This window comes from Flavobacterium sp. B183, from assembly GCF_023539155.1.
Classification (GTDB): Bacteria; Bacteroidota; Bacteroidia; order Flavobacteriales; family Flavobacteriaceae; genus Flavobacterium; species Flavobacterium tructae.
The window spans coordinates 2194952-2207555 of sequence record NZ_CP097434.1 but is presented as its reverse complement, the minus strand read 5'-3'; the positions used below and the strand labels follow the sequence as shown (position 1 = coordinate 2207555).

Genomic DNA, 12604 nt, shown 5'->3' with positions numbered 1-12604 from the left:
ATAATGAAAATTTCAAAATACAAAATCTCAAATTCCAACAGAATTTTTCAGTTTACTCTTTTGTTTATCGCGCTTGTTACCTGCAACAGTATTTTTGCACAATTTACAATACCTGAAAAACCAAGTTTACAAACTTCGGTTTACGATTATGCCAACATCTTAAATGCAGCTGAAAAATCTCAGCTGGAACAAAAACTAATTCGTTATTCTGACTCCACTACTACTCAAATTGTAGTCATTACGATCGAAAGTTTAAAAGGTGAAGATGTAAGTCAGTTAGCAACCAAATGGGGACAAACCTGGGGAATTGGAGGAACTGCAAAAGACGATAATGGTGTTATTATCCTGCTGGCAAAAAAGGAGAAAAAAATTGCCATAAATCCTGGTTATGGTCTCGAAGACCGATTGACTGCCGGAATTGGCGGAACAATCATCCGAAATATAATTATTCCGGAATTCAAAGCCGGAAGTTTTTACAACGGACTTGACAAAGGAACAGATGCTATCATTGATGTTTTTAAAGGAAAATTCAAAGGCGAGCGCAAACAAACCAAAGGAAAAGATTTTCCAATCCTGCCTTTTATTATAATTGTCGTAATTGTATTAATTTTACTGTCCCGAAATAAAAGAGGCGGCGGAGGTAATTCAGGCAATAATAGCGGAGGCGGCGGCCCTAGCCTGCTCGATGTCATCATTCTAAGTAATCTTGGAAGAAGCGGCGGAGGCGGATTTGGAGGCTTCGGCGGAGGATCATCCGGAGGCGGAGGTGGCTTTGGCGGAGGTTTTGGCGGAGGAGGCTTCTCTGGAGGAGGTTCTAGCGGAGGCTGGTAAACAGTTTCAGGTTTCAGGTTTCAGGTTTCAGGTTTCAGGTTTCAGGTTTCAGGTTTCAGGTTTCAGGTTTCAGGTTTCAGGTTTCAGGTTTCAGGTTTCAGGTTTCAGGTTTCAGGTTTCAGGTTTCAGGTTTCCCCTTAAACTTAAATTTTAAAATAAAATTTAAGTTTAACTACTCAAAACCCAAAAATTACAACTCACAATTTATAATTCATAATTAAAAAAAAGATGTTATCACATAAAGCAAAATATGCCCTTAAGGCCTTACTTTATTTAGCAGAACAAGACGAAAATCACATTTCAAGAACTATTGAAATCGCTGATGGAGCCAATATTCCTAAAAAGTTCCTGGAGCAGATTTTATTAGACCTGAAACGAGGACGTTTGGTAAGCAGTAAGCAGGGAAAATTTGGCGGATATTATCTGATACGCTCCAAAAATGACATCACTCTGGCAGAAATTCACCGTTTATTTGACGGTGCAATTGCCTTATTGCCTTGTGCTTCATTAAACTTTTACGAACCATGTTCTGATTGTAAAACCGAGGAAGAATGCAGCCTAAGACATGGTTTAATGATCATTCGGGACGAGACTCTTAAAGCCATGCAAGGCATCACAATAGCCTCTCTCATCAAGAAATAAAAAAATATTTTTTAATTCCTAGTAAATCGATAGAATTTATATATATATTTGCAAAAAATAATTAACAAATCATTTACTAAAGTTTTAACTATGAGAGTACATTCACAACCAATCGATGTATCGAAAAATCTTTTGCAAAGAAATTATATTATTCCATTCACAACTGTGAAAAACTATTCTTCTACAATGTGTATGTGTTGGTAAAAAAAATTTATTTTAAATTCTACTAATCACATATACTTAATGTAAAAATGAAAAATTCGACAAAAAATATACTTACAATCTTATCTTTTTTAACCTTCTCTATAGCATTTGCACAAAACATTGAAGGTGTTGTTAAAACAAGTGAAAACATCCCTTTAGAAGCGGCAAACATTGTTATAAAAGGGACAACCTCAAATACTACTTCCGATCAAAACGGAAAATTCAGCATCGACAGCAGAGGAAAACTTCCGCTAACCTTATTAGTTCAATATGTAGGCTATAAAACTACTGAGATCGAACTTACCGATTTACCTATAGCTCCCCTACAAATAACCATTAAAGAAGAAAACGAACTTATTGAAGTAGTGGTTTCTTCGCGACGAAGAATCGAAAAAGTTCAGGACGTGCCAATCGCCGTATCGGTAATTACCGGTAAACAAGCAGAACAAACCGGAGCTTTTAATGTGAACCGAATTAAAGAACTCGTTCCTTCTGTACAGTTATACTCTTCAAATCCAAGAAATACAGGAATCAACATTCGTAGCCTTGGTTCTCCTTTCGGACTTACTAACGACGGTATCGATCCGGGTGTTGGTTTTTATGTAGATGGGGTTTATTATGCCCGTCCGGCAGCCACTACTCTTGATTTTATTGACGTAGAACAAATTGAAGTATTACGCGGACCACAAGGATCTTTGTTTGGTAAAAATACTACCTCTGGTGCTTTTAATATTACCACTCGCAAACCAAGTTTCACTACTGGTGCTGATTTTGAAGTGAGTTACGGAAATTATGCTTTCCTTCAGGCGAAAGCATCCGTTACAGGAGCATTGGGTAAAAAAGTAGCTGGTCGTATCTCCTTTTCAGGTACACAACGTGATGGTTTGATCGACAATGTGGCTACGGGAAGACCTACGAACAGTTTAAACAATCAGGGAATTAGAGGGCAATTGCTTTTTACTCCGTCAGAAAATACGAATATTATTCTGGCAGCCGATATCACAACGCAACGTCCGGATGGATACGCGCAGGTTGTGGCTGGTGTCGCACCTACGCAAAGAGCTGCTTACAGACAATTTAATGCTATCATTAAAGATTTAAACTATCAGCTACCAAGCCAAAATGCTTTTGACCGAAAAATCGATCACGATACACCATGGCGTTCGGGACAGGACATGGGAGGTATTTCTCTTAACATTGATACTAAAATTGGAACAGGAACACTTACTTCCACTACTGCATGGCGTTTTTGGAACTGGGATCCATCAAATGACAGAGACTTTACAGGATTACAAGTTTTGGCTAAGTCTCAAAATCCAACCAGACAGACTCAATTTACACAAGAAGTACGTTACGCAGGTCAGCTAACTTCTAAACTTAGCGGTGTTGTTGGTGCCTTCTTTATTGATCAAACTTCGCAAACAGACGGAACAGAAGAATCCGGTAATGCACAATGGAGGTTCTCACAAAGTAGTACCAGTCCGTTATGGAAAACTCCGGGACTTTTTGAAGGATACGGAATTAAAACGGATGCCAGAATCAGAGCTTCCAGCGCTGCTGTTTTTGGTCAGATTGACTGGGCAATTACCGAGCGTTTACATGTATTACCGGGTGTAAGATATAACTTCGACAAAAAAGATGCTCAATACAGCCGTACTACTTACGGTGGTCTTCAAACTACTGATCCGGCATTACTGGCGCTTAAAAAATCGGTTTACTCAGATCAGTCTTTTGCTTCGAATACTGACAATACCGATTTCTCAGGAAACATAACTGTATCTTATAAAGCATCTGACAAAATCAATGCTTATGCTACTTACGCTAAAAGTTACAAACCGGTGGGTGTAAATGTTGCAGGACTTCCAACAGATTCTAAAGGACTGCCATTATTAGATCTTGCGGTAATCAAACCTGAAAAAGTAAATCATTATGAAGTTGGAGTAAAAACTTCTCCTTTCAAAAATTCCATCTTTAATCTGACTTTCTTTAATACGGAAATTAAAGATTTTCAAACCAATGTTCAGGCTGCCGAACTTGGTGTAAACCGTGGTTATCTTGCCAATGCTGATAAAGTACGTGTAAGAGGTGCTGAACTTGATGCCAGTTTTGTTTTTAGCCAGCACTTGACTGTGAATGCAGCCGCGACTTATACAGATGCAAAATATGTTAAATTTACCAATGCACCACTTCCATTAGAAGAAACAGGAGCTCCCGTAGCTTTTAAAGATGTTTCCGGAACAGAATTACCAGGTGCTTCAAAATGGGCAGGATCTTTAGGAGGTGAACTTTCTGACCATGCAAAATTCTTCGGAAACAAAGGAAAAATCTTCTTAGCTGTTGATTCTTATGCACGTTCTGAATTTTCATCAAGTCCTTCTGCTTCAAAATACTTAGTGGTTCCGGGTTATGCTATTTTTAACGCTCGTTTAGGATTCCGCGCATCAGAAGGATTATCTGTTCATTTCTGGGGTCGTAACTTATTAAACAAAGATTACTATGAGCAATTACTGCCTGCCGGTGGAAATGCAGGACAATATGCCGCTGTACTTGGTGATCAAAGAACTTATGGTATTACTTTAAAATATTCATTATAAGCATTTAGTTAATTTTAAATACGATAAAACGAGATAGGTTTTCCAAACTTATCTCGTTTTTTTATTTCTAAAATTTCAAAATCTAAATTACAAAAATCTAATATCCTAGCTGTCTCTCAAATAAAAACCATTATTGTCTTGTTCTAAAATCAAAACTCCTCTCTTTGCCTCTTCTTTTTCCCTTTTTCAGCAGCAAAATTTCCTATTTTATAACTTACTGAGAACATAATATAACGCTTTAAAACAGTGTTTTCTTCATCACGGATTGATGTTGCGGAAATCGACGTCGTTGCGCTTTGATTCTGGTTTAGAACGTCATAAACTTTTACTTTAGCATATACTTTTTTATCAAAGAAACCGTAAGACAAACTGGTATTCCACAGATAAAAATCTTTTTTGAAATTACCCGAAATGCTTGAATTATAAGTGTAGCCAAAATCATTTCCAAAAATCAGATTTTCCGGCCAATAACTTGTGGTCTGCAAATTGATTCTGTGCACCACATTTGAACTGGCATCTCTTGAAGAATTCTCGTATCTGGTTTCGTTATAAGACAAACTATAAGATGGAGAAATGATTAGTAGTTCACCGTATTCATAAGTAAAATTAAGCTTTGGAGTAATTGCTGTTGATTTTGCATTGTACAATACAGCATTGGTAAATCCTTTGTCAAAAGAATAACTTCCATTTAATCCCAAACCATATCTAAAAAGGTGAGCATCTCTTTTTACCGACTGATTCCAGTTTCCACCAATCGAGGTCGTATAAGTTCCTGAAATATTGACATAAGTAGTGGTTCTCTTTCCACTATCATCATAAATTGAAGTCGACACCACATCGTTATTATAATAATCTCCCCTTACAAACAAACTGTAACCGGAACGCGTGCGGAAATCATAGTTTCTGAAGCTAATATTAGCGCTGTTTTTCTCAATAGGACTCAAATCAGGATTTCCGGTGATCGTATTCAACGGATTCGTTAAATTTAAAACCGGCATCAATTGAACGGCCGTAGGAAGCGCATTGGAATAATCGTATTTGAATGACAAATTTTTCGAACGGCTAAATTTGTATCGAACCTGAAAATCGCCATAAGGCAAAGCATATCGTTTGTTCAAATCGGTAGCATTGTTCAGGTATAAAGAATGATTGTCGAACGCTACAATGGCAGTTCTACTGTTTAAATTAACCGTAAATTTTCGCTTTTGCCAGGTTAATCCAACTTTCGGACTGAAAGAATTTTGCTTTGAAGTGGTGTAATTGGTTAAAGACTCATTCAAATCCGAATACGATTGTGTCGCATTGTCAAAATCGTATGTTTTTGCATCTTTGATCTCTTTATTCCAGTCAAAATTTGAACCGAATCTTAACCTTAGTGAATCTGTCACCGGTTCGGTATACTCAAGTTCAAGCGAATAAACATCACTTTTGTTGTTGTTTAGGCTTTTTTGATTTCTATCGTCATTAGGTTTGTTGTCCTGATAAAAAATAGTTTGTGAAAGATTTTGAGCCTCACTATCTGTACTGGTGTTATTACTGTCAAAAGAAAGATTAAAATTACGATAATCCTTTTTGAAAGCTTTATTAAAATTGATGGTATTCCCCAAACTCGTATTGGTACTTTCCGAGTAGGATTTAGCACTGCTTTCATTTAAGGAATTCCCATTTTCATCTTCCGAAAAACTTGATGAAGACGAGTTATTATTCGAACGGGACTGATTGACCTTTGGTATTATGACCAATCGGGTTGTGGGATCAATTTTATATTCCAGTTCAAAATTCGCATTGTTTCCGGTATTTTCATTTCTGGTTTTAGAATCGGCCGAAGTGGCAATATTTCCGGTGGGCAAAAAACTCACCTGATCTGACTTGCTATCATTAGTATTAACGGAATTCGAGAAATTATAACTTCCCATTCCCGACCAGCTTTTCGACCAGTCATCGGAGTAATTAAGTCCAATTAAATTCGACTGTGTGATTCCTTTACCACTACCTGAACTAGTGTTTCCCTTACTATTTCGTCCGCCTCCCATCGTATCAAAAACCTCGTCCATTGCAAAACTCGTGGAGTTAATATTGTTGGAAGAAGCCAAAAGACTTATTTTCTGTTTGTTATTGAAAAAATTCAGAATCAGACTGCTTTCATATCGATCGTCGGAACCATAACCTCCCAATATTTTCCCAAAGTACCCTTTGTTTTTCTTTTCGTCTATCGTAATGTTAATGCTTGAAAAATCTGAAGTCGATTCCTGTTTGGAGAGCTCTTCTTTCTTCGTTTTAAAATCAGACACCTGAACCTTTTTGATTATTTCCGCGGGCAGATTTTTTAAGGCAATCGCGCCGTCTTTACCAAAAAAAGTTTTCCCGTTAACTAAGACCTGATTAACCTCTCTTCCGTTTACGGTCACTTTTCCGTCAGTTCCCACATCAAAACCCGGTAATTGTTTCAATAAAGTCTCTACATTGGAGTCCGGACGGACTTTATAGGAAGCCGCATTAAATTCTAAAGTGTCTTTTTTAATGGTAATGGGCGGTGCTTCACTTTTTATCACCACATTTTTTAACGCGTTTACATTTTCAAGCAAATACAATTTGCCAAAATCCTTACTCTCCTGAATGCTCTTTTCTTCTTCAAAATAAGGCTGATATCCCATATAATTAACCTTCAGAAAAACAGGTTTATCATACTTTTTAGTGGTAATGCTAAAAGCTCCATTTTTATCGGTTGTTGCATATTCGATTACGGTAGAATCTTTAACCGTGGTAAAATAAACCGTTGCCAGCTCAAGCGGCAATTGCGTATTGATATCTACTACGGTTCCTTTAATAACAATATCATTTTGGGCACTCGCCGCATAACAAAAAAGGAAAGTAATCAGGAAATATAAATATTTGGTCATGAAAATGGTTCGTTTGAGACAGTAAGACTCCATAAGAGCTAAAAGGTTTATTGTGAACGAAACATTCGGTCAAATAGTATACCAATAAACTTGGTAAAAACAGTTCCAATTAACTACAAAACATAAAAAAAAGCCCTCGTTATGAGGGCTTTTACTTTTACTTTTCTCTGATATAAATATCGATTGGCACTCCTGCGAAATCCCAATTTTCTCTAATTTTATTTTCCAGGTAACGTTTGTAAGGTTCTTTAACGTATTGCGGCATGTTGGCAAAAAACACAAACTGAGGCGTTTGCGTTGGCAATTGCATACAATATTTAATTTTCACATACTTTCCTTTTGTTGCCGGAGGCGGGTAAGCTTCAATTACTTTCAACATGTATTCGTTGAATTTTGAAGTAGCAATTCTTTGTTTTCTGTTTTCAAAAACCTGAACTGTAGCTTCTAATGCTTTCAACAAACGTTGTTTGGTTAAAGCCGAAACGAATAAAATTGGCACATCAGTAAAAGGCATTAACTCTTTTTTGATTTTCTCTTCGTAATCACGAGTCGACATGGTATCTTTTTCTACCAAATCCCACTTGTTTACCAAGATTACAACTCCTTTACGGTTTTTCTCTGCCAGCCAGAAAATACTCTGATCCTGCCCTTCAAATCCACGGGTTGCGTCGATAACCAATATACAGATATCTGCATGCTCAATGGCACGAACCGAACGCATTACAGAATAAAACTCTAAATCTTCTTTCACTTTAGCTTTACGACGGATTCCCGCAGTATCAACTAAATTAAATTCAAAACCAAAACGGTCAAATTTTGTATCAATTGCATCACGGGTAGTTCCTGCAATATCGGTTACGATATAACGATCCTGCCCAATCAAAGCATTGATAAAACTAGATTTACCGGCATTCGGACGTCCTACAACTGCAAAACGAGGCAAATCTTCTTTAACCTCAACTTCCGGTTTCTCCGGAAACGCGTCAATTAAAGCATCTAACAAATCTCCAGTTCCACTTCCTGAAATACTGGCGAAGGTGAAATAATCTCCTAAACCAAGGTTATAAAACTCAATCGCGTCTTTCTCACGCATGGCGTTGTCTACTTTGTTTACCGCCAATAAAACTGGTTTTGTTACTTTACGCAACAATTTAGCCACCGTTTCATCCATTGGTGTAATACCTTCTTCAACATCCACAACAAAAATAATAACATCGGCTTCGTCGATTGCCAATTCTACTTGTTTACGGATTTCACCTTCAAATACGTCATCAGATCCGCGAACGTATCCACCCGTATCAATTACAGAAAACTCTTTTCCGTTCCACTCGCTTTTACCATAGTTTCTATCACGGGTAACCCCAGATACTGAATCTACAATAGCTTCTCTTCTTTGTATCAGCCTATTAAACAGGGTTGATTTCCCCACATTAGGTCTTCCTACTATCGCAACAATGTTATTCATTTTTTTGAATTTTAGATTTTGGACTTTAGATTCTAGATTTTTAGTTTCCTAAAATTCTATCCCTTATAAATCCAAAATGCTTTATTTTAATTTTTTGCAAAGGTAGTTAAAAAAAGTTGTTGAGAGGCTAAGTTTCTAAGTACCTAAGTTTTTTGTTCTTTTTATACTCTTTGTTTCAGGTTTCAAGTTTCAGGTTCTATATCAGAACTTGAAACTTGAAACCTGAAACAAATCAACGATTAAACAATTAACCGATTATACGTTTACTGGTTATACCCGAATCGTTTCAACATATTGGCATTACTTCTCCAGTTTTTGTTCACTTTCACGTAAAGTTCGATATGAATTTGTTTTCCGAAGAATTTCTCTAAATCTATTCTGGCATCCATTCCCACTTTTTTCAAAGCGGCTCCTTTATGTCCTATAATGATTCCTTTTTGTGTATCGCGCTCTACCATAATTACCGAACGGATACGGATAATTTTTTCATCTTCAAAAAATTCTTCTGTTACGATTTCAACCGCATACGGAATCTCTTTGCTATAGTTCAATAAGATTTTCTCACGGATGGTTTCGTTTACAAAAAAACGTTCCGGTTTATCTGTCAATTGATCTTTCGGATAATAAGCAGGTGATTCCGGTAACAATTCGATGATTCGGCTAAAAACTTCCGGTACATTAAAATTCTGCAAAGCCGAGATTGGGAAAATTTCAGCATTTGGCACTTTCTCTTTCCAAAAAGCAACCTGCTCTTCTAATTGTTCCTGATTGGAATTGTCGATTTTATTCAACAATAATAAAACCGGAATTTTAGCATAGATGATTTTATTAAAGAAAGCTTCGTCTTTTAAGTCCTGCTCTCCTATTTCGACCATATAAATCAAAATATCTGCATCTTCAAAAGCCGATTTTACAAAGTTCATCATCGACTCCTGCATTTCATAAGCCGGTTTTATAATTCCGGGCGTATCTGAAAGTACCAACTGAAAATCTTCACCATTTACGATTCCTAAGATTCTATGACGTGTTGTTTGTGCTTTTGAAGTAATGATCGATAATCTTTCTCCAACAAAGGCGTTCATCAATGTTGATTTTCCAACGTTTGGATTCCCGATGATGTTTACAAAACCTGCTTTATGTGACATTTGTGTATGATTTAATTGTACTGAGGACCATTTGACCCAAGGGTCTCGGCTGCAAAGGTAGTCATATCAACTCAATACAGAAAATAAAACATTTTTTAATGTTTTCGTTGGATTTCTCAAAAAACGGCGTATCTTTGCACCCGAAACATCGCGGGATAGAGCAGTAGGCAGCTCGTCGGGCTCATAACCCGAAGGTCACAGGTTCGAGTCCTGTTCCCGCTACTAAGACGAAGCTTCAGAGAAATCTGAAGCTTTTTTTATTTTACACACTTTCTAACTTTTTCATTCCACAACTTTTACTACACATTTGCACTTTTAATCTTATTTAGAAATAAGAACTTCATTGATTTCGCTTAACAAATCAAATTCATCATTAGGAAAAAGTTGCAAAGCCACTTCTAAAACAATACCCACATCTATAGCCGATGGTTTAACCGTTTCTGAAATTTTACACTCATCCTGATTCAGTGCCAAAACGCATAATTTAAGTATGTTTGCAATAACACAACCCAATTCAGAGTAATTCAGTACTTTGATTTCAGCAGTATAATACCCTGTTTTGTCATTCGTTGGTTTTAATGTATTTAAATAACCATCAGCTAATCTTTTGATATACTCTAAATCTTTATTTTCATTTGCTTTCATCGTACATTTTTTTGTTAAGTCTTTAAAGTTATCATATAAGATAACCTGTTTACGCAAATATATAACAAAATTTGAATTATCATAAAAGATAATTTACTTTGAAACATTCTTTACAACAAAAAGTCGGAAAACGAATTCAGGAAATTAGAATTGAGAAAAATATTTCTCAACAAGAATTAGCCTCAAAATGCAATTTTGAAAAAAGTAATATGTCCAGACTGGAAAATGGAAATTCTAACGCGACACTTTCTACTTTAGAAAAAGTATGTCACGCATTGCAAATTGATTATATTGAATTATTTAAATTTTAAAAGCAGATAACATTTTATTTACAATATCATAAAAAAATCGCACAAAATCAGAGACATTTGCGCAGCTTTTCATAAGGAATACTTCGGAGAGCGAGGTTCTTTAAAAAAATTGCTAATGCTTTGATATGATTTGCGTTCCATCGAAAGTGTTAAATTCTCCCTTGGTAATTTTCTGAAATAAAGTTTTTACATTTCCTGTACAATCTTTACCATAAGCAGGATAGACAGTACCTTTAAAGTGTAAATTACCTTTATATGAAACTGTGTATTCAACATAACATAAAACGATTCCAAATCTACTTTCTTCACTAATAATTTTTAGAATATTATTGAATTTCATATTAGGTTGATAATTACCCTGATTGGCAAAATGAACCGTCTGTGTAATTTCAATTAAAAGCATAGAATTAGCGTTTGCATAATCTTTTCCATTTTTTTCTCGGAATTTGCCAAGAAGTTTAGAATCTGCATTATTCTTTTGAGACTCTTCTGGAAATCTTATTGATGTTGATTCAATTCCACAACCATCAATTATAAAATCTGGTTCCTTTTTATTAGAATCTCCAAATTTAAATTGCATTTCATTCTCATTCGAGGTTTTAATTAAATTTGCACATTGTACAATTTCAAAAATCCAACCGTTAAGGGAAAAATCTGCATTTTTTACAGTTTTCTTTATATAAAAATTATAAATATTTTGGTCATAATCTTTAATGTCCAGCAATGCCAAGCCAATTGTTCTCAATTTCTGCTTAATTTGCATTTCCTCAATTCCAGTTGTCTCTTTCGCTAAAGATATTAAATTAGATATAGGATGCTTTAAATTATTTAAATCTATACCAAGAATTGATTCATAAAATGCCGTAATTGTTTCCATAAGTTATCGGTTTTGAGCAATGTTTGCTAACGCTCTAATACTGCAGAAAGTTTGAACTAAATTAAGTACATTCTTCGGATCTGCCAAATCATCCCAAATACAAAACCCTCGCTACGCAAAGTCTCCTGACTTTGCGTTTTTAATCTTTAGTTCTTACAAACCTTAAACCTCAATAAGCCTCCCGACTTTTCTGAATCCTAAATATATTTATAGTCGTTTCCAAATTACATCTTCTACAAGAAAACTTAATCACTTTGCGGGTGCGAAGTCAGAGACATTCGCACAGCTTCTCATAAGGAACTTTTCGGAGAGCGGGAGTCGAAATCTTATCGCAACAGAGGGCTAAGGATAGACAGCTTTCACTTTTGAATTATTTTCTCTATTCAGCCGAATTTCAACCTTTAATACATTTGACACCCTACAAACATTTAAATAATCCCCTTTAATACTCTTTTCCCAATTAATATAGTCTATATTACTTTTAAACTCATTTAAGGATAAATTGTCTTTTGAATTTATCGTTTTAAAAAGCCCTCCTACAGGCACTATCTCCACCTTCCCATCATCTTTAACAATTAAAAAAGCATCCATACCTCCATCAAAACCCGAATAGGTCTCCTCAATGTATGATTGTGGCAAAGGTTCCTCTTTTTTATATTTACCATAATAAAAAGAAATCCTGTTCCCTCTATCCACCCTGGTTATTGTAGTTTTCTTATAGCTATAGTAAATATAACTTTCCTCAGATGAACAAGCTCCTAAAAAAAGAGTCATCAATAAAACTATTATATTTTTCATCATTTTTATACTATTTCACCTCGCTCTCCGAAGTTCCTATATCAATGTTAAACCAATATCTCCGACTCTGTGTCTCCTCTAAAAACAAATCTAGTACAAAAAACAAAAACACCATAAAATCTCTGATTTTGTATCAAATTCAATATCGATTCTATTCTTTTAATGATTTAACATTCAAAACATTTTAAAAAT

At 35.6% G+C, this 12604-nt stretch carries 10 protein-coding genes and 1 tRNA gene; 5 read left to right on the top strand and 6 right to left on the bottom strand.

All coding sequences use genetic code 11. The features are described 5' to 3' along the window. Window positions 1–3 precede the first annotated feature (3 nt). The 3 genes from M4I44_RS09745 to M4I44_RS09735 all read left to right on the top strand — a co-directional run bounded on the left by M4I44_RS09745 (window position 4) and on the right by M4I44_RS09735 (window position 4271). The gene (locus M4I44_RS09745; RefSeq protein WP_249967169.1) at window positions 4–831 is read left to right on the top strand and encodes a YgcG family protein; all 828 of its coding nucleotides are present in this window, start codon (window positions 4–6) and stop codon (window positions 829–831) included. A gap of 228 nt (window positions 832–1059) precedes the next feature. Next, window positions 1060–1473 (top strand): Rrf2 family transcriptional regulator, encoded by a 414-nt coding sequence (locus M4I44_RS09740; protein ID WP_017498808.1) that lies wholly within the window; start codon window positions 1060–1062, stop codon window positions 1471–1473. A 251-nt stretch (window positions 1474–1724) separates the two neighbouring features. Beyond that, window positions 1725–4271: a TonB-dependent receptor gene (locus M4I44_RS09735; RefSeq protein ID WP_249967168.1), complete on the top strand. Its 2547-nt coding sequence runs from the start codon at window positions 1725–1727 to the stop codon at window positions 4269–4271. A 149-nt stretch (window positions 4272–4420) separates the two neighbouring features. On the opposite strand, the gene M4I44_RS09730 is transcribed toward M4I44_RS09735, so the two are convergent. From M4I44_RS09730 to era, 3 genes are all read right to left on the bottom strand, one after another. Next, window positions 4421–7171, bottom strand: a complete 2751-nt coding sequence (locus tag M4I44_RS09730) for an outer membrane beta-barrel protein (RefSeq protein WP_249967167.1) — start codon at window positions 7169–7171, stop codon at window positions 4421–4423. 157 nt (window positions 7172–7328) lie between these two features. Then, window positions 7329–8636 carry a ribosome biogenesis GTPase Der gene (gene der / locus M4I44_RS09725; RefSeq protein WP_017498805.1) on the bottom strand — a complete coding sequence of 436 codons (1308 nt, stop codon included), beginning with the start codon at window positions 8634–8636 and terminating at the stop codon, window positions 7329–7331. A gap of 263 nt (window positions 8637–8899) precedes the next feature. Further along, window positions 8900–9781: a GTPase Era gene (gene era / locus M4I44_RS09720; protein ID WP_017498804.1), complete on the bottom strand. Its 882-nt coding sequence runs from the start codon at window positions 9779–9781 to the stop codon at window positions 8900–8902. A gap of 149 nt (window positions 9782–9930) precedes the next feature. On the opposite strand from era, the gene M4I44_RS09715 reads away from it, so the two are divergent. Continuing rightward, a tRNA-Met gene (locus M4I44_RS09715) sits at window positions 9931–10003 on the top strand. A 99-nt stretch (window positions 10004–10102) separates the two neighbouring features. Here the strand turns inward: M4I44_RS09715 and M4I44_RS09710 are convergent. After that, complete coding sequence (locus tag M4I44_RS09710) at window positions 10103–10426, bottom strand: hypothetical protein (RefSeq protein WP_249967166.1); 324 nt, start codon at window positions 10424–10426, stop codon at window positions 10103–10105. A gap of 98 nt (window positions 10427–10524) precedes the next feature. On the opposite strand from M4I44_RS09710, the gene M4I44_RS09705 reads away from it, so the two are divergent. Continuing rightward, window positions 10525–10737: a helix-turn-helix domain-containing protein gene (locus tag M4I44_RS09705; protein ID WP_249967165.1), complete on the top strand. Its 213-nt coding sequence runs from the start codon at window positions 10525–10527 to the stop codon at window positions 10735–10737. Between the two features lie 112 nt (window positions 10738–10849). Here the strand turns inward: M4I44_RS09705 and M4I44_RS09700 are convergent, their stop codons facing one another. Beyond that, the gene (locus tag M4I44_RS09700) at window positions 10850–11614 is read right to left on the bottom strand and encodes a hypothetical protein (RefSeq protein WP_249967164.1); all 765 of its coding nucleotides are present in this window, start codon (window positions 11612–11614) and stop codon (window positions 10850–10852) included. Between the two features lie 342 nt (window positions 11615–11956). Beyond that, window positions 11957–12415 (bottom strand): hypothetical protein, encoded by a 459-nt coding sequence (locus tag M4I44_RS09695; protein ID WP_249967163.1) that lies wholly within the window; start codon window positions 12413–12415, stop codon window positions 11957–11959. Window positions 12416–12604 lie beyond the last annotated feature (189 nt).